17 protein-coding genes and 2 pseudogenes are annotated in these 16,987 nt (G+C 41.9%); 13 read left to right on the top strand and 6 right to left on the bottom strand.

What is annotated here, in order from left to right:
• Positions 1-333: 333 nt before the first annotated feature.
• The 3 genes from JCM14108_RS02275 to JCM14108_RS14795 form a co-directional block, all read right to left on the bottom strand.
• Positions 334-834, bottom strand: coding sequence for a phosphatidylglycerophosphatase A family protein (locus JCM14108_RS02275; RefSeq protein ID WP_035178087.1), 501 nt, complete (start codon positions 832-834; stop codon positions 334-336).
• A 170-nt stretch (positions 835-1,004) separates the two neighbouring features.
• A complete protein-coding gene (gene map / locus JCM14108_RS02270) occupies positions 1,005-1,808 on the bottom strand; it encodes a type I methionyl aminopeptidase (RefSeq protein ID WP_035178084.1) in 804 nt (267 codons plus the stop codon).
• A gap of 227 nt (positions 1,809-2,035) precedes the next feature.
• Positions 2,036-2,203: a hypothetical protein gene (locus JCM14108_RS14795; protein ID WP_169790399.1), complete on the bottom strand. Its 168-nt coding sequence runs from the start codon at positions 2,201-2,203 to the stop codon at positions 2,036-2,038.
• 229 nt (positions 2,204-2,432) lie between these two features.
• On the opposite strand from JCM14108_RS14795, the gene JCM14108_RS14790 reads away from it, so the two are divergent.
• Entirely contained in the window at positions 2,433-2,606 is a 174-nt protein-coding gene (locus tag JCM14108_RS14790) for a hypothetical protein (protein ID WP_169790398.1), read from the top strand.
• 206 nt (positions 2,607-2,812) lie between these two features.
• Here JCM14108_RS14790 and JCM14108_RS02265 read toward each other — a convergent pair.
• Positions 2,813-4,815 (bottom strand): annotated as a pseudogene (locus JCM14108_RS02265) (M13 family metallopeptidase).
• A 169-nt stretch (positions 4,816-4,984) separates the two neighbouring features.
• Here JCM14108_RS02265 and JCM14108_RS02260 point away from each other — a divergent pair.
• From JCM14108_RS02260 to JCM14108_RS02240, 5 genes and pseudogenes are all read left to right on the top strand, one after another.
• A pseudogene (locus tag JCM14108_RS02260) lies at positions 4,985-5,925 on the top strand (polyphosphate kinase 2 family protein).
• Between the two features lie 279 nt (positions 5,926-6,204).
• Positions 6,205-6,540 (top strand): hypothetical protein, encoded by a 336-nt coding sequence (locus tag JCM14108_RS02255; protein WP_035178082.1) that lies wholly within the window; start codon positions 6,205-6,207, stop codon positions 6,538-6,540.
• 152 nt (positions 6,541-6,692) lie between these two features.
• A complete protein-coding gene (locus JCM14108_RS02250) occupies positions 6,693-8,018 on the top strand; it encodes a replication-associated recombination protein A (protein ID WP_035178079.1) in 1,326 nt (441 codons plus the stop codon).
• 85 nt (positions 8,019-8,103) lie between these two features.
• The gene (locus JCM14108_RS02245; protein ID WP_035178077.1) at positions 8,104-8,322 is read left to right on the top strand and encodes a hypothetical protein; all 219 of its coding nucleotides are present in this window, start codon (positions 8,104-8,106) and stop codon (positions 8,320-8,322) included.
• A 409-nt stretch (positions 8,323-8,731) separates the two neighbouring features.
• Positions 8,732-9,466 (top strand): sulfite exporter TauE/SafE family protein, encoded by a 735-nt coding sequence (locus JCM14108_RS02240; protein WP_035178074.1) that lies wholly within the window; start codon positions 8,732-8,734, stop codon positions 9,464-9,466.
• Positions 9,467-9,935: 469 nt separating this feature from the next.
• Here JCM14108_RS02240 and JCM14108_RS02230 read toward each other — a convergent pair whose 3' ends face one another.
• The gene (locus JCM14108_RS02230; protein WP_035178071.1) at positions 9,936-10,502 is read right to left on the bottom strand and encodes a helix-turn-helix domain-containing protein; all 567 of its coding nucleotides are present in this window, start codon (positions 10,500-10,502) and stop codon (positions 9,936-9,938) included.
• 294 nt (positions 10,503-10,796) lie between these two features.
• On the opposite strand from JCM14108_RS02230, the gene JCM14108_RS02225 reads away from it, so the two are divergent.
• The 3 genes from JCM14108_RS02225 (at position 10,797) to JCM14108_RS02215 (ending at position 12,378) form a co-directional block, all read left to right on the top strand.
• The gene (locus JCM14108_RS02225; RefSeq protein ID WP_035178069.1) at positions 10,797-11,504 is read left to right on the top strand and encodes an AzlC family ABC transporter permease; all 708 of its coding nucleotides are present in this window, start codon (positions 10,797-10,799) and stop codon (positions 11,502-11,504) included.
• Positions 11,491-11,823: an AzlD domain-containing protein gene (locus tag JCM14108_RS02220; protein WP_035178066.1), complete on the top strand. Its 333-nt coding sequence runs from the start codon at positions 11,491-11,493 to the stop codon at positions 11,821-11,823. The genes JCM14108_RS02225 and JCM14108_RS02220 overlap by 14 nt, the downstream gene beginning before the upstream one ends.
• Before the next feature lie 93 nt (positions 11,824-11,916).
• Positions 11,917-12,378, top strand: a complete 462-nt coding sequence (locus JCM14108_RS02215; protein WP_035178063.1) for a GNAT family N-acetyltransferase — start codon at positions 11,917-11,919, stop codon at positions 12,376-12,378.
• 160 nt (positions 12,379-12,538) lie between these two features.
• Here the strand turns inward: JCM14108_RS02215 and JCM14108_RS02210 are convergent, their stop codons facing one another.
• Positions 12,539-13,609 carry a 2,3-butanediol dehydrogenase gene (locus JCM14108_RS02210; RefSeq protein ID WP_035178060.1) on the bottom strand — a complete coding sequence of 357 codons (1,071 nt, stop codon included), beginning with the start codon at positions 13,607-13,609 and terminating at the stop codon, positions 12,539-12,541.
• Positions 13,610-13,806: 197 nt separating this feature from the next.
• Here JCM14108_RS02210 and JCM14108_RS02205 point away from each other — a divergent pair, with 197 nt between their 5' ends.
• The 4 genes from JCM14108_RS02205 to JCM14108_RS02190 all read left to right on the top strand — a co-directional run bounded on the left by JCM14108_RS02205 (position 13,807) and on the right by JCM14108_RS02190 (position 16,934).
• On the top strand, positions 13,807-14,319 hold the full coding sequence (locus JCM14108_RS02205; protein WP_235807081.1) for an acyl-CoA thioester hydrolase: 513 nt from the start codon (positions 13,807-13,809) through the stop codon (positions 14,317-14,319).
• 112 nt (positions 14,320-14,431) lie between these two features.
• Positions 14,432-14,869 carry a universal stress protein gene (locus JCM14108_RS02200; RefSeq protein ID WP_035178057.1) on the top strand — a complete coding sequence of 146 codons (438 nt, stop codon included), beginning with the start codon at positions 14,432-14,434 and terminating at the stop codon, positions 14,867-14,869.
• Positions 14,870-15,051: 182 nt separating this feature from the next.
• Positions 15,052-16,158 carry a YibE/F family protein gene (locus tag JCM14108_RS02195; RefSeq protein WP_035178054.1) on the top strand — a complete coding sequence of 369 codons (1,107 nt, stop codon included), beginning with the start codon at positions 15,052-15,054 and terminating at the stop codon, positions 16,156-16,158.
• The gene (locus JCM14108_RS02190; protein ID WP_035178052.1) at positions 16,158-16,934 is read left to right on the top strand and encodes a YibE/F family protein; all 777 of its coding nucleotides are present in this window, start codon (positions 16,158-16,160) and stop codon (positions 16,932-16,934) included. Before JCM14108_RS02195 ends, JCM14108_RS02190 begins: the two co-directional genes overlap by 1 nt.
• The last annotated feature ends 53 nt before the right edge of the window (positions 16,935-16,987 follow it).

Genomic DNA, 16,987 nt, shown 5'->3' with positions numbered 1-16,987 from the left:
CAGCTTCCGGCCATATAACTTAACTAAGCCAACATTCCAAAATCAGGAATATTCGCTTAGTTAAGTTATATTGTTTTTAGGCAACGGAGATGTAGGACTGCTCCGCTAACCATAAACCTGCATGTAAGGATTCATTTCAAAAATCCAAGTCCAGGATTTCCGAAATAAATGCCTTACACGCCGGTTTATCCCAGGTTAGCTCCGCACACTAAGCTGAAATGTGTTCCAAGAGACAGCTTCCGGCCATATAACTTAACTAAGCCAACATTCCAAAACCAGGAATATTCGCTTAGTCAAGTTATATTCTGGAAGCTAACCGTCTCTTTCCACACTCTAATTATTTCTATGCGCAATTCTTGCCGATACCGCACTTGCTATCGCGCCCACTATATCATCAACGAATGTATTGGACTTGCCGTTTTTTGACTCGTCCAATTTTTTAACAACGCCGGTTTTGTCTCGGTCGATATAACCATAGTTAGTGATCCCAATCGTGCCATAAATGTTGGCAATATTAAGGGCAATCCCTTCATCGACGCCGAAAACGCCTGAATCGTTCATAATGATGCTTTCAAGGGGTTCCTTTAACAGCCCTTCAGTTGCCAAGCGGTCCAATTCCAAGCCAACCATGGCATTATTTAACACTTCCCGCTTGTGCAAAACGTTGGTGGTATCTTTTCGGACTTCTTCCATCGAAAGGTTTGGAATGAATGGCTTTTGAAGATCAATAGCCATTCTTGAAATATCGTCAGGTGTGATGCCCCGTTCTTTTAATGCTTCGATAACAAAATTATAGGCTTTGGTATCTGGAAATTTAAATTGTTTGTTGTTCAATGAGTTGACCTCCAAGTGATTGCCCTGTGGCAGATTTCTCTAAAAATAAGTAATGGGTTCAAAAATGCATTTGAACCACTTTTAATGTTTAACCATTTTGTTCAAAATGGCATATTCAATAAAAAGGCTGTACAAAATTACTTTTGCGCCAGCCTTTTATCGGTTGAAAATTAGTTATTATGATAAATATACTTTGCGTCGATATCCGGATCCTGAATAGTCAAAATCTTGGGACCATCTTTGGTAATCGCTAAAGTGTGTTCATACTGAGCTGATGGACTGCCGTCTGCTGAAACGTAGTAAGTCCAATCGTCCGCCTTGTCGTAGCGGTCCTTGATTTCCCAGGTGCCGGTGTTGACCATTGGTTCAATGGTAATGGTCATCCCTTCTTTCAAGCGAAGTCCTCTGTGAGGCACACCGTAGGCAGGAACGTTTGGCTCCTCGTGCATCTTAGGCTGGATACCGTGACCAATCAGTTCACGGACGTCGCCCATGTGATGCTCATCTTCAACGTAAGTTTGAATTGCGGCACCAATATCACCCAGACGGTTACCGATAACAGCTTGGTCGATGCCAAGGTATAAGGCCTTGCGGGTAACATCCATTAAGTTTTTAATTTCAGGCGAAACATCACCGACAGCATAGGACCAGCATGAATCACTTTCAAAGCCGTCTTTGTTGACCGTTAAATCAACCTTGACGATGTCGCCGTCCTTTAGGATTAGGCCCTTGCGGGGAATTCCGTGGGCAACTTCATCATTGACGGAAACGCAGGTTGCAAATTTGTAGCCCTCAAATCCCATTTCGGAAGGGTAGGCATTGTGGTCCTTGATATACTGGCGGGCAAACTCTTCAATATCCCATGTGTCCAAGCCGGGCTTGATCATTTTACGCAGCCCCAAATGAACACCGGCCAAAACTTTTCCTGATTCGGCCATCTTTTCAATTTCACGTGGTGATTTTAATGTAATCAATTCATTTTACTCCTTAGGAATTATTTACTGAGTTTATACTATAATCGATTAAACCACAATTAGTGGTATTTCTGCAACCAAGGCAGCATAATTTGAGGAGAGCCGCCCTCTTAATCTAACGATAGGAGTGGCCCGGTTAACTATTAATCAGCTTTAACATGCGACCTATCTTAACGCAAATAAAATGAGGTTGCCAACAAAACGACTGTTTCGCCTCAACCTCGTTGTTATGCTTCGTCGATGATGCCTTTTTGCAATGCTTCCAAAATTAACTTAACTTCCGTTATTTTAGAATCAACTAAATATTGCGTGGTTTCATCTTTTTCCTTTTTCGCTGAACTCATTTGATCGTTCAAAAATTTCAATTGATCATGAAGATATTCTGTTAGTTTCATGATGGTCACCTCACAGGTTCTCTTTACTTATATTATATATCATTTATAAAAAGTGTACATGAATATGTTCCCGTATCATGATTGCGCTTCGGGTCGGCAGCTTGATGATTAATCTTAAATTCAAACCAGCTATAAATGACAATTAGCCTTATCATATCACAAATTCAGAATGCCGACATTTGAAATGTATTGACGTTAGTTTTATTCTGGTTAATAAGGGGATGAGAAGATGATGGTCAATAACATTTGGCTAAAGTGGTTCTTTGTATTGTTTTATTTGGTAATGGGAATCCTGCTATATAAGGGTCAGAGCATGGTTGTCATGTATATGATGGTTGTTGGGATGTTTTTGGAGGCTTTATATAGTTTGGTAGAATCATATTTTAAGAGGGGGAACGATTAAAAAAGCAAATAAGCGAATGAACCAACTGTTTCGGGATTAAGTAGTTGCTTGATTCGCTTATTCGATGATGCAATTGGATTTACTTATTTAAGTGCCGGGCTGGCAATCCTGATTTAGCCGGCTCGATATATATAAAACAGCAATCGACTGAGAAACGCCAAAGTGGTTTTTCAGCCGATTGCTGTTTTTTGGTGTTATTAAGCGAACTACCAGATTTTAACGCGATCTTCCGGCTTCAGGTACATACCGTCTCCCGGCTTAACTTCAAAGGTTGAATAAAAATCATCCAGGTTTTTAACCTGCACGTTGGCCCGTAATTCAGCCGGTGCATGAACATCGATATTCAGTAGTAATTGCTTATATTGGGTCGTAGCCTTCATTCGCCAAATTTTGGCCCAATTGATAAAGAAATCATACAGATTGTAATCCCGTTCGTTCTTAGCCGCCTCGTTGGCACAGCTTAAGCCACCGGCATCGGCAATGTTTTCTGAAACGGTTAATTTGCCGTTAACCTTGCCACCGGCAAATGGAATACCGTCAAATTCTTTCACCATTTTATCAGCCAGTTTGGTGAAATACGCATGATCTTCTTTGGTCCACCAATTGTTTAAATTACCATATTCATCGAAGAGCGAACCATTGTTGTCAAAGGCGTGTGAAATTTCATGCGCCATAACGGCACCGATACCGCCATAGTTTTGGCTGGGCGTTTGTTCCAAACTGTAGAAAGGTGCCTGCAGGATGGCTGCCGGAAAGACGATCAGGTTCTTAAATGGGTCATAATAAGCATTGACGGTGCTGGCACTCATTTCCCATTTGGTTCGATCAACCGGTTTTCCAAGTTTGGCGTAATTATCTGCCTGCGCAACCTGGCCGATTTTGGTCATGTTGTCAAAGAGGGTGCCACCTTGGTTTTCCGGGATAATCTGATATTTATATTCAAGTTCATCAATATGGTCTGGATAACCGACATGCAGGCCCAGTTTATTCAACTTAACAATGGCTTTTTGACGGGTTGCTTCGCTTAACCAAGTATTATTTTCAAGTCGGTTTTTGTAAACGCTGATCATGTTGCGAACCATGTGTTCAACATCCGCTTTGGCTTTAGGGCCAAAGTATTTTTTAGCGTAGTAATCACCGATTGTTTGGCCAAAAGTGCCAGTTGCCAAATAAAAGGCTGACTTCTTTTGTGGTGTTGCTTCCTTCTTTCCGGAAAGCGCCCGGCTGAAGGTAGAGCCGGTTTGTCGGAATTCCTCTGAAAGATAACCGGCTGCTGAATAAATTGTTTTAACCAGCATCCAATTCTTCATATCCTGGAAGGAATCTTCGTTGACAATGTCATCAAGGGCTTCAAAGAATTTGGGCTCCGTGACAATTATCTGCTCGGGTGCTTTTTCAAACAAGCCGTCAGCTAATGTCACCAGATCAAAATGACTGCTGGATTTGGCAAAGTCGGCAAATGATTGTGGATTGTACATTTTACTGTAATCAGCCACTTCTTCTGCCGACTTAACGTGTGGCGCAATTGCTGCGTCAAACTTTTTGGCGGATTCGACAATTTAGTCAGCCTCGTTGCTGCTGTAATCTGCCAAAATCAGTAATTGGCTGAGGGTTTTGGTTAGAACCGGCATTAACTGTGCGTAAGCCGGATTGTTATTTTCGTAATAGGTTCGGTCAGGTAAAAACAGGCTGGGACTGTTGGCAAACAAGGCATTGACTTTGGTATTTTTCATATCTGGTTCAACGAAAAAGCCAAACGGCAATGGGAAACCGGTTTTGGTCCAAGCCACAATTTGACTGTTCAGATCGTCAAAGCCGGAGATGTTTTCAATCTTTTCTAAATAAGGTTTAAGCGGTTCGGCACCATCAGCATCCCGCTTCTTGAAATTCCGAGCCAGTTCATATAGCTTCAACATTTCTGAGAAAGGTGCTTCGAAACTATCCTTATTTTGGGACTCGATATCGTCCAAGTCACGCATCAATTCTTTATCGATGTTATCATTCAGGTCCATGAATCCACCGGTTGAAGAATGATCAGCGGGGATTTTCGCGGTCTTTTCCCATCTTCCGTTAACGGCTTGATAAAGGTCGTCTTTTAATTGTGATTCATCAATTGAATCATCTGTCGGTTGATTGGCATTTCCGCTTCAGCTTCGGTTGCGGTTACAATTAATTTTTTCAAACTGATTCCTCCCTGTCTAACGTTCATTGAAATAAGTATATGCTTTTAAGCAGGGATTTCAAAGTGATTGTCGATAGATAAAACCAACTTTGGAAAAAATGAAGAATTTGTTAATTTGGCAGTTTTGAGTGACGGGGTTGCTGACAATAAATGCAACACAGGATTTGAATATGGAAGCACAATTCGGCCACCTGTTATGGCAGTGTGCTATCTTTTAATTAACAGGACGGGAGGGATTCCTTTGGACAACAAGAAGCTATTTAATCGTGAAAAATCATTTCGCTATAACGGCGGTGATAATTTCAAACTGAGAAAGCAACCGACCGCTGCGACTGCCGAAAATCTTAGTAAGAGTGAAATTAAAGCCCGAATTGAAAACAATATTATGACGTTACAGGATCTTCAGGGGAAATTATATGCTCAAAACCGGTTTGGTATTTTAATTATTTTTCAGGGAATGGACGGCTCTGGTAAAGACAGCATGATTCGACACATCTTAAGCGGAGTCAATCCCCAGGGATGTGAGGTGACCAGCTTTAAGGTACCAACATCTATCGAGCTGAATCATGATTATCTGTGGCGGGTTCACCGGCATATGCCGCCTCGAGGGATTATCGGCATCTTCAATCGTTCTTATTACGAGGACGTACTGGTCAGCCGGTCCATCCTCAGTTGATATTGAATGCCCATATCGGCGGGATTACGAAATTAAAGCAGGTTAATGATGAATTCTTTGAGGGGCGTTATCAGGACATTAATTTTTTGGAGGACTACATGACCAGAAATGGTTTTGTTGTCTTAAAGTTCTTTTTGCATATGTCCAAAAACGAGCAGAAGAATCGATTCAAGCGTCGAATCGAAATGCCGGATCATAATTGGAAATTTTCCGCGGCTGATATTAAAGAGCGCAAGTATTGGGATGACTATGTCGATGCTTATGAAAGGGCATTAAGCAAAACTGCTACCAAGCAAAACCCTTGGTACATTATTCCATCAGACGATAAATGGTATTCCCGGCTTTGCGTATCAGATATTATCGATCGGCGAATCAAAGAGCTGCCACTCAAGTACCCGGACTTGGACGCGGACAGTAAAGCTCAGTTGGAAAGTGCACTGGATGAACTGGAGAAAAATTAGGGTAGGGCGTGCAATTATCAAACAACCTGCGACTAATGTTACATTGATATAGCTTTAGTATAATTAATGGGTAATAGTCTAAAAGTGAAAGCGGTTATTTTTAATGGCACAAAAAAAGTCGATGAAAATGTTTAGTGGCAACGTTTTCATCGACTTTTTCGCTTGCATTTGGATATAACATGATTACAATGAAAATTAGTAGATGAGCTAAAGAGCTTATTTACATAATCGGTGTTTCTGAGCTTCTTAAAGAGAGAAAAGAGAAAGGAAGTCTTTATAATGGCTGAAGAAACTGAGACTGAATGGAAGGAATCATTGAAGTCAAAGGAAGCCTTTCAAGACTTTATTAGAACGTATTTTGCAAGCCACAAAGAAATGAAAGGTCATTACGATGATTCGTATTACTTTGAAGATTATGACATTCATTTGGACAGCCGGGATGGCTTGGTTGTAACCTTAACCACCGGATCATATGGTGGTCAGGGAATGCCAATCAAGGATACAGAGCACATTTCGATTGAAGACTTTAGACAATTACTTCTAAACAAACGGTTTGCAAGTAAAGGCGTTTCATTGGCCAATGCATTTCATATGGCAGCTGATTTGATCGCTTGATTTGAAAACAAACAATTTTTTAAACGAAATATTTTTCATTTAAACTGTCGGGTAATTCACTACGGCAGTTTTTTATTTGGATTATCCATCGAACCTAAGTTCGCAAGGGCGTGCTATAATAAGACTAAATTCACCAGAGTGGAGGTGTTACTTTGAAACAGCAATCATTATTTGCTGCCAATGAATTTGCCAATCAACCGTTAGCATACCGGGTTCGACCAAAAACACTTGAAGAATTCGCTGGTCAGCAGCAATTGTTGGGCAAAGGGAAAGTCCTTCGGGAAATCATCGAAAGCGATCAGTTGCCGTCCATGATTTTTTGGGGACCGCCGGGCTCTGGAAAAACGACTTTAGCTGAGATTATTGCCAGAAAAACCAAGGCTAAGTTTGTTACTTTTAGTGCGGTTACCAGTGGTATCCGAGATATCCGCAAGTTAATGAAGGATGCCGAGGCCAATTTGGATATGGGTGGCAAAACCATTGTTTTTGTTGACGAAATTCATCGATTCAATAAAGCGCAACAAGATGCTTTCTTACCGTTTGTCGAAAAGGGGAGCATTACGTTGATCGGAGCAACGACTGAAAATCCGTCATTTGAAATTAACGCAGCGCTTTTATCCCGGTGCAAGGTCTTTGTTTTGCAGCCACTTCAGACAGCGGAGATTGTCCGTTTAATTAAGCATGCGCTGATTCATCCGGATGGTTTTGCCAAGCAGCATGTTGAAATAGATGAAAGGGCAATTAAGCAAATTGCCGAATTTGCCAACGGGGATGCCAGGGTCGCCTTAAATACGCTGGAAATGGCTGTTAATAATAGCGAAAAAACTGACGATCACGTTAAGGTCTCGACGGATAATCTTCATCAGTTGATGGCGACCAAATCATTTCTTTATGACAAAAGTGGTGAAGAACATTACAATTTAATTTCTGCGCTTCACAAATCAATGCGCAACAGTGATGCGGATGCGGCCGTTTATTGGCTGTCCCGGATGATGAATGGTGGTGAAGATCCGCTGTACATTGCGCGACGATTAGTTCGATTCGCGAGTGAAGATATTGGACTAGCGGATACTAATGCGCTAAATGTTGCGGTAAATGTTTTTCAGGCGTGCCAATTTATTGGAATGCCGGAGTGTGATGTCCATTTAACAGAAGCAGTGATCTACCTTTCATTGGCACCGAAATCCAATGCTGTTTATAAGGCCAAGTTAAAAGCGGCGTCAGATGTTAAGCATTCGATTGACGAACCGGTACCGTTGCAATTGCGGAATGCCCCAACATCATTGATGGCCGATCTGGGCTATGGCAAGGGGTATCAGTATGCCCATGAAGCTGAAGCTAAACTAACGACGATGCAGACAATGCCCGATTCATTAATCGGGCATACGTATTACGAGCCAACTGAACAGGGAAACGAGGGCCGTTTCAAACGACGCTTGGAGCAGATAAAGCGCTGGGAAGCTGAACATCGGCAGTGATTCCCCCACCTAAGTAAAGCGTTTCTTGCGCAGATTCGTTTCTTTTCGGTTATAATGATTTTAAAAAATGGAGGGAAATTGAATCATGAAATTATCACAAACCGATTTTGATATTTTAAACGCGATTAAATCAGGCCGGGTAGAATCAGGGACATTAATCAGCCACTTTGTGGATTACTGCGACAATGCGATTGGCGGCCACCCGCAGCCACTGATTGATGCCGGCTTAATTAAAAGTGACGGCACCTCGGTCACCGGTTTGACGGCCGCCGGCTTAAAGGCTTGGGAGGATTATAAAAAATAAGTGTGCGAAGCTAACCTGGGATAAACCGGAATGTAAGGCGTTCATTTCGGAAATCCCGGGTTTGGATTTTTGAAATGAATCCCTTACATGCAGGTTTATGGTTAGCGAAGCAATCCTCAACCAGTGTGCGAAGCAAAGCGTTTAATGCCCGGAATATAAGGCGTGAATCTTAGGAATCCCGGTTTTGGATTTTTCGAATCGATCTCTTATATGGAGCGGTGCTGCTTTGAGTAGCAGTCCTAATAGCCATGTAAAACAAACCACTTCCACCCCAATAACCCAAGTTAAAAATCAAAAATTGCCTATAACTAAACGACAAACGGGCACATCGAATTTCTATTTTGCGATGTGCCCGTTTGTTGTATAGAATATGGTTAATGATTGTTAAAAAAGTTTTTTGGAGGACATGATGACACTTGTTTTGGTTGTTTTAATTGCCCTTTTTGGAGCATTGGTGCGAACGGTTTTTGGCTTTGGTGAAGCCTTGGTAACAATGCCGTTGTTGGCTTTGATATCATTTAACCTGCAAACGTCGGTTGCACTGATTGGGGCTTTGGGGCTAATTGTTGCCTTACCGGGCGCCATTCGTTATCGAGGCCATATTAATTTTGCGATTGTTCGTCGGTTGGTGACTGGTTCACTTTTGGGTGTGCCCGTTGGTATTCTATTAATTAAATACGTCGACAAAACACTGATTATACGTTTTTTGAGCCTTTTCTTAATTGGATATGGCAGTTATTGTTTGATTCGGATTTACCGACATCACAGCAGTAAACCCCGGTTTCAATCTTCTTTTTCTGATTACATAGCCGGTTTGATTTCTGGTGTAATGGGCAGTGCTTATAACAGTCACGGTGTTCCGATTGTTGTGTATGGCACACTAAAGAAATGGCCGGTAATGGCACTTCGTGGTATTTTGCAGGCGCATTTCTTATGCGTGGGCGTTTTAGTCGTTGCCAGTCAGGCAATTGCAGGCTTTTGGACAATTGAAGTATTTCAGTTATTAGCAATTATTGTCCCGTTGTTGCTCATCATTATTCCACTTGGTAATTGGTTAACTGATCATATTTCCAGTGAAATGATGGTGAAATATGTGTATGCATTATTGGTAGTGTTTGGAATCCTACTTTTTCTAAAAGCTTAGGCAAAATTATATTAAAAAATCGAGACAAACTGCGTCTCGATTCTTGATTAACTGTTTATTTAATTCTCTAAAAAATTGGGTAACATCAACTTACCTTGGCGCGGAAAGCTTCTTTCTCGTCAACTTCTTCGTAGTATTGGTTAAGGGCATCGATGCGCAATTTATCTTCGATTGCCAAATCAAATTCCGCTTCTGTATCAAACGGGTCTTTATCTGCCCGTTTTTTGTTTTCACAAAACGTCTGCGGGCATCTTCCGGATAGTTGGGTGCGAATAATACTTTCTTGCCTCTTACTTTCAGTACAAAAGGACGAACTTTCACCATGCTTTGAATCATAGGAATGCCTCCGTTTCAAGGATTGATTGAAGAAACAATGCTCCCTGAAATTGATGAACAACTTCAGGAAACATTATTGTATTTCAAACCATGAAAGAATTCAAGCTGATTTAATAATTTCTTGAAAGTTTTTTCAGACCGGATAGAAATTAATGATAACCGTTTTCAAAATACCGGTACCGGTATTACGATAGGTATGGTTACCCGTTGAATCAAATCGGGTGGCATCGTCTTTATTGAGAATCAATTTTTCACCGGTAACTTCCAATGTTAATTGACCCGCCAAGACCATGACATATTCTTCCGAATGGCCAGTGTGGTTTACCTTTGAATGACCAGTTGATTTATAATCATCACCTTGGTCTAGTTCCATTTGAAATAATTCAAAGTTGCGGTGGGCGGAATCCGGATAGTAGCCATAAATACGGTAGTGACCGTCGGCGGATTTCTGCTGATTGGTTTCCGATCTTCGGATAACCCGGGATACCTCAACCCGGCCTTCTAACAGAGCCGTGTACGGCACATTTAAACCGGCACAGATTTTCCAAATCGTGTTGATGGTGGGGCTGGTGCCGTTATTTTCAATTTGGGATAGCATTCCTTTACTGACACCGGAAAGTTCTGATAATTTGGTCAGGCTAAATCCTTTTTCACTGCGGATGTGCTTAAGGTTCGCGCTGACAATTGCGCCTATATCCATGCTAAAAAGCCCCCAAGTAGTGTTGACATAAGATGAAAAATGAATTAAAATTCCATTAATGTTCAATATATTATACGCTTGTCTTTTATTTTAAACAACGGTGAGGGGAAAAGTCAAACACAGTGTGCGGAGCAAAGCGGTTAACACCCAGAGTATAAGACGTCGATTCGGGGAATCCCGGGTTTGGATTTTTCGAATCGATCTCTTATACGGCGTGGTGTTGCTTTGAGCAGCAGTCCTAGAAAGTGTGCGGAGTTACACCAAGTAACCCAACGGAAAGGAGAGAAACAATGCGTGGATAATGAATTAACAGTTTCAAGTGCAGCCAAGGAGACCCTACCAACAGTTTTTGGTTATATCGGTATTGGTTTAGCATACGGCATTGTTGGTAAAGCATCGGGAATCAGTCCGTTGATGATTACACTGATGTCGTTGATTACATATGGTGGTGCGTCACAATTTATTATTGTCAGTATGTTGGTTTCACACAGTCCGATGGTTTCCATTATTCTATCGGCTTTTTTGGTCAATTCACGGATGATTTTGATGAGTACAACACTGGCACCTTATTTTCAAAAAGAAAGTCTACTGAAAAACATTATTTTGGGCGGCTTGGTAACGGATGAAAGTTTTGCCTTGGGGATGAACAAACTGAACTATACCAACAGAAGACTGAACTTCGCGTGGTTTAATACCGTTAACTGGTTTGCGTATACAGCTTGGGCACTGGCTTCGCTAGTTGGGGCTCTTTTGGGAAATTTTATCAGTAATCCGGAAAAGTACGGCTTGGATTTCGCGCTGGTATCGATGTTCATTGGGCTGTTATACCTGCAGCTGATTAGTGATAAATCAATTAAGTTTAAGCTGCAGCTGTTGGTGGTTGGCTTTGTATTGGTCGCAACTTTTGTTGGGATTATTTTTATTCCGGCCAATCTGTTAACGTTGGTGGTAACATTATTAGCTTGTGCATTTGGGGTGGTGATGAAGCATGCCTTCTTCTAGTTTTGTCTTTTTTACAATTTTGGGATCAGGGATTGCGACCTGGTTATCCCGAATTATGCCGTTTGTTATTCTAAAGAAATTCAAGCTGTCGGCGGGGGTCATTGAGTTTTTAAGTTTCGTACCAATTGCGATTATGTCGGCGCTGTGGTTTGAAAATTTGTTTATTCAGCATTTGGGGCATTTACCATCATTGAATGTCCCTAACCTGATTGCTTCTTTACCAACAATTTTAAGCGCAATCATTTCAAAAAGCCTTCTGGTAACGGTGGTTGTCGGCGTCATTTCGCTGGCCTTTCTACGTTTGGTGTTGGGGATGTAGCTTGTATTCGTTTGGAAATAGATCAACATACTTCTGAATTTTGTCAGCCTGCTATAATAAATAACAGCAACTAATCATTTCGGAGGAATGCCCATGCTTACATTAAAACAAATGTCACAAAAAGATTACGATGCTTATTTATCGACAGCGGTCACTTACTATGCCAGTGAAAAAGTAAAGGCTGGTACTTGGACAGAACAGCTTGCGTTTCAAAAGGCAACTGAAGAGTATCAACGCTTATTGCCTCAAGGTATTCAAACGCCGGATAATTATTTCTATCGACTTGATCAGGATGGTACCAAAATTGGGGTGATCTGGTTTGCGAAAAGCAAAGATAATCCAGAAACTGCCTTTATTTATGATTTTCAGATAGGTAATGCCTATCAGAATCAGGGGTATGGTAAGCAGGCGCTTAAACTAGTAGACACGGAAGCTGCCAAGTTGGGGTTCAGAAACATTGCCCTGCACGTATTTGGTAGTAATCAACGCGCCCTGCATCTTTATCGGGAAAGCGGTTTTGAGGTTACCGATATTAACATGGAAAAAAGGTTATAAGCTTGGTTTAAGAAAAAATCCACTGGTAGATTGCTATCAGTGGATTTTTTATAAGGAGATAATCATCTAATACCCTTCCACCAAAACAGAACCAGGAAGTGGGTAAAGCGGAAGGGCGGCGGTTCTGTGGTTAAAACTTTGTTCAGGAAATTAAATACTGTTATAGTGACGGATCAATTAAAATCTTAACCTGTGATTTGTCAGTTGACAATGCCTTGATTCCTTGATCCAACGCATCGTCCAAGCTGACTTTCTTAGTGACAATCTTCTTAAATAATTCTTTGTGATTATCGATAATGCCCAAAACGTTCGGGAAAGAATTGTTGTAGCAAAGCGTCGTAATAATATCTAGGCCCTGCATAATTAAATCATCTGTCATATTCATTGTAAGCGGCTTGCCGTAAAGTGCAACGATTTGAAGGGTACCGGTTCGTTTGGTAACTTTCAGTGCGGTATCAAAGGTGGCCTGAACGCCGGCACATTCAAAGGTGATATCAACACCATTTGGAAAGTCCTTCTTAATTTCTTTTTCAACGTCAACCTGAGTTGGGTCAAGAACGTTTTCCAAGCCCAGTTCTTTGGCTTTGGCTAAGCGAACTTTTGAAACATCGACAATGTAGACTTTGTTGGCACCGGCAATTTTAGCTAATAAAGCCTGCAGTAAGCCGATTGGGCCGGCACCCATGACAGCGACACTTTGACCTTCACGCAGACGGCTCTTCTTGATAGCTTCGTAAACAACAGCAGTTGGTTCTGCCAAAGCACCCAGTTCAAAGCTCATGTCTTCAGGTAATTTGTGGGCGAAGACGCCTTGAACGTTGGCGTATTGCGCCATCCCACCGTCTTCTGAAAAGCCGAGAAAATTACCGGCACCGTCCGTTGAAACAGCCCGGTTACAGAAGTTATAGTTACCGGCTCGACAATTTTCACACTTACCACAAGCAAGCAGTGGTTCTACTGCCACATGGTCACCAACCTGCAAATTGTCAACGTCTTTGCCAACTTTAACGATTTCACCGGAAAATTCGTGCCCAAGTGTGATTGGTACGGTTTTACCGGTTAACGGATACGGTACGGTTGGCAGTCCCCACCCTTCCAGGTAGGCATGTAGATCGCTGCCACAGATACCACAATACTTAACTTTTAACTGAACTTGATCATCCTTTGGTTCGGGAATCGTCACATCTTCGACACGAATATCTTTTTCACCATAAATCCGAACTGCTTTCATAATAATGGCCTCCTAGTGAAAATGTTCTTTTTCTGTACGCCTTCATTTTACATCTTTGAGAAAGCGCTAACAATAAAATTCGGGTATTTGTAATAATTAATTCACAAGCATGGAGTTATTGGGCGTGGCAGTTGCGATTTCACTAATGAAAAGGGTATCATATTGGTAGGATTTACAATTCAGCTGAAGCGGAGGGGATGACAATCATTGAATCAATAACATGTGCCCAAACGGCGGCTATTCATGAAAGCTACGTCTTTCCTGGTGACATGAATAATAATCAGATTCAGTTTGGCGGCCGGACCTTGGCAATTTTAGACGCCAATGCCGGCTTGGCAGCCGTTAAATTTTTACCCGGTAATTTATCGTTTGTGACAGCGGGCTATGACCACACGCAGTTTTTGGCGCCGATAACGCCGGGGGACCTCAGTAAATGTACGTCATATGTGACCGGAGCCAACCAGAAGGCGGTTGAGGTTTTTAGTAAATTTGAAACTTATCAAAAGCGGACCAAAAAAATCGAACCGGCATTTATTTCGTTTTGTACCCTGATTATTACGAACCCGCTTGAGGAGATTCATTTTCCAAAGCTTATCCCGGAGTCGGATGAAGAAAATTACCTGGTGGCACATTATCAGGAGCGACTGTTAAAGCGACAGGCGGAACTTCGCGAAAATAAAACGATTGTTGCGCACTTGTCCAGTAAATAAGTGCTTTGAATGCGCTTTTTCGATAATGTTGGCTTGTCATTCTAATAACTGGTTTGGCAGAAATTAAATGGTAAACTTTACTTGTAGGATAATAAATGGAGGCGAGTAGGTTATGTATGAAACAATTTTGGTGCCGGTTGACGGTAGTGAAAATTCGAAGCAGGCTGTTGAGGAAGCCGCAAAATTAGCCAAGCAGTTTGGTTCGACACTGCAGATTGTCTCGGTAGCCAGCGATCAGCGTTATGTTCAGTACGGCGTGACATTGGGGCAGGATGTCATGCAGTCGTTTCAGGAACGGGCTGAAGAGATTCTGGACGATGCCCGGGAAACGGTTGAAAAAATGGGTGTTAAAGTGGAAACCCATTTTGTTGTCGGCATCCCCAAAATTCAAATTGCCAAAGAACTGCCCAAGAAATACAATGCTTCGCTGATTGTCATGGGTAAGTCGGGTGTTAACGGCATCTCAAGGGCAATTTTGGGTTCAACAACCGCTTACGTGGTACGGCATTCAACCGTGAATGTGATGGTGATTGATTATCCCAAAAAGTAGTCGCGTTTAATGGTCGGGGCGTTTTTAACCCCGATTTTTTTATTTACCGGGCTTCATTTTGAAATTGCTGAAAATAAATTGGCATGACTCTTTCAATTTTATTAATATTGCCCGCCGCGCCCGTCATCTTAAATTTACTAATGGTACAATGGTTCTAAAATTCGCACGAAAAGATGTGAAACATGATTTCTAAACTGACAAGCAGAATGACTTGGTTACAGGTGTTGGCGGTCGTCTTTTTTTGTTTGGCAGCTGTGTTGATAACTGCCCATAACGATCGACTGTACTCTGAACCAATTCTTCAAGTAACGAAGGTAACCAGTGGTAAAGTAACGAAGATGTCCGATGAATTTCACAATGTGGACCATTATCACCAGCAGGTGTTAACCGGTCGGATTACAAACGGCAAGTACGCCGGCAGGCAATTAAAAATTCAAAATGCGTATTCCGATTCCGGCGCCATGGACCATCAATATCGCGTTCATCAAAAACTATTTATTTCACTGCACACCAAGCCTAAATTGCACGCGACTGTCAAGGATTTGAAGCGGGATACGCCGATTGTTTTCCTACTGGCACTAGCTGTTGGATTAATGTTTATCATTTTAAAGCTGAAAGGTGTTACGGTGATTGCCAGTATCGTTATTAATACGCTTCTTTTCTGGGTTGCGGTTAAACTTGATCACTATAATAACGGTGCGGCAGTGATTCCGATTTTTAGTGTTTTGGCAATTATTTTTTGTTTCATTACGCTTCTTTTGGTAATGGGGTGGAACCGCAAAATGTTTGTAACTTTGGCTGCGGTTGTTTCGGCAACGGCGGTTACATTATTGTTGACCCTGCTGGTCTTTGGCGCTACCCATGAAAAGGGAATGTACTATGAATCCATGCAATATGTAACGCAGCTGCCCAAGCCACTCTTTTTAGCTGAAGTTTTAATCGGTGTTTTGGGAGCCGTTATGGACGAAGCAACCGATATCATCGCCTCTTTGGCCACCCTTAAGCAGGAACGGCCCCAAATCGGTAAAATGCAGCTTTTTAATTCCGGTCGGCAAATTGGGAAGTCCATTATGGGACCGCTGATTAACGTGCTCTTTTTTATCTTTATGGCAGAAACGATCCCGATGACTTTATTGTACTTGAAAAATGGCAATACTTGGAAATACTCATTTTCAATGAACATGTCCTTAGGGGTAACCTCCAGTTTGATCAGTGCAATCGGGATTGTTTTAACGGTGGTGCTTTCCAGTCTATTCGCCGGATTGTGGATAAAGGGAGATGAAAATTAATGGGCTCATTAACAGCATTGGGGTTGGTACTGCTGATTCTAATGATGATTGTTGGCGGCAAACAGGGAATTACGTCTTTTTTGAGTATGGTTGTTAACTTCGGGATCCTGTTTTTCAGTATTGTCCTGATTGCTTTTCATCTGCCACCCATCGCGGTAACCCTTGTAGCCAGTATTATTCTGTTATCGATTACTATTTTTTGGAGCAGTGCCAGTGATAATGCATCAGCCACTGCCTTTCAAGCTTCGGTTATTATTTTAATTGTTTTGGTTCTGATTATTATCCCCGTGGAATATTGGGCTCGAGTCGGTGGCTTCGGTCTTGAAGACAGTGAGGAACTTGAAGGCCTGTCCCTGTACGTTGGTATCAGTTTTACCAAAATCGCCGTTTCTACTGCAATCTTAAGCTCTTTGGGAGCGATTGCCGAAGCCGCAATTGCGATTGCTTCCGGCTTGGACGAAATTGTGACGCAGCATCCCAAAATCCGCAGTAAGCAGCTGTTCTCGGATGGCATTGTGATTGGCAGACAAATTATTGGAACAGCTGTTAATACGTTGTTCTTCGGCTTTTTCGGTAGTTCGATGGGGCTGTTTATTTGGTTTTACGGGTTGCACTATTCGCTTGGCAGCATTTTAAATGATAAGGTTTTTGCGGCGGAATTGATCGCAATTGTCATTTCGTTAATTGGCGTTGTGCTGACAATTCCCGGAACTACGCTGATTATGAGTTATAAGTTAAAGCGTCTGCAGGATAAGGAAAAATCAACTATTGACTGATTCGGCTATTGTGCCGGGGCGGTTGGACAAGTAAAAAAGGGAAGCGTGCTGGA

The sequence above is a fragment of the Lentilactobacillus farraginis DSM 18382 = JCM 14108 genome, from assembly GCF_000583655.1.
Taxonomy (GTDB): domain Bacteria; phylum Bacillota; class Bacilli; order Lactobacillales; family Lactobacillaceae; genus Lentilactobacillus; species Lentilactobacillus farraginis.
This window is presented reverse-complemented; position numbering and strand designations above follow the sequence as displayed.

Bases quoted from the DNA above. Each gene is read 5' to 3' on its own strand.
- JCM14108_RS02245 (WP_035178077.1), top strand. From the start codon at position 8,104: ATGAAATTATCACAAACCGATTTTGATATTTTAAACGCGATTAAATCA.
- JCM14108_RS02195 (WP_035178054.1), top strand. From the start codon at position 15,052: ATGATTTCTAAACTGACAAGCAGAATGACTTGGTTACAGGTGTTGGCG.
- JCM14108_RS14790 (WP_169790398.1), top strand. From the start codon at position 2,433: ATGATGGTCAATAACATTTGGCTAAAGTGGTTCTTTGTATTGTTTTAT.
- JCM14108_RS02200 (WP_035178057.1), top strand. From the start codon at position 14,432: ATGTATGAAACAATTTTGGTGCCGGTTGACGGTAGTGAAAATTCGAAG.
- JCM14108_RS02215 (WP_035178063.1), top strand. From the start codon at position 11,917: ATGCTTACATTAAAACAAATGTCACAAAAAGATTACGATGCTTATTTA.
- JCM14108_RS02230 (WP_035178071.1), bottom strand. From the start codon at position 10,502: ATGGATATAGGCGCAATTGTCAGCGCGAACCTTAAGCACATCCGCAGT.
- JCM14108_RS02240 (WP_035178074.1), top strand. From the start codon at position 8,732: ATGACACTTGTTTTGGTTGTTTTAATTGCCCTTTTTGGAGCATTGGTG.
- JCM14108_RS02205 (WP_235807081.1), top strand. From the start codon at position 13,807: ATGACAATCATTGAATCAATAACATGTGCCCAAACGGCGGCTATTCAT.
- JCM14108_RS02220 (WP_035178066.1), top strand. From the start codon at position 11,491: ATGCCTTCTTCTAGTTTTGTCTTTTTTACAATTTTGGGATCAGGGATT.
- JCM14108_RS14795 (WP_169790399.1), bottom strand. From the start codon at position 2,203: ATGAAACTAACAGAATATCTTCATGATCAATTGAAATTTTTGAACGAT.
- JCM14108_RS02190 (WP_035178052.1), top strand. From the start codon at position 16,158: ATGGGCTCATTAACAGCATTGGGGTTGGTACTGCTGATTCTAATGATG.
- JCM14108_RS02210 (WP_035178060.1), bottom strand. From the start codon at position 13,609: ATGAAAGCAGTTCGGATTTATGGTGAAAAAGATATTCGTGTCGAAGAT.
- JCM14108_RS02255 (WP_035178082.1), top strand. From the start codon at position 6,205: ATGGCTGAAGAAACTGAGACTGAATGGAAGGAATCATTGAAGTCAAAG.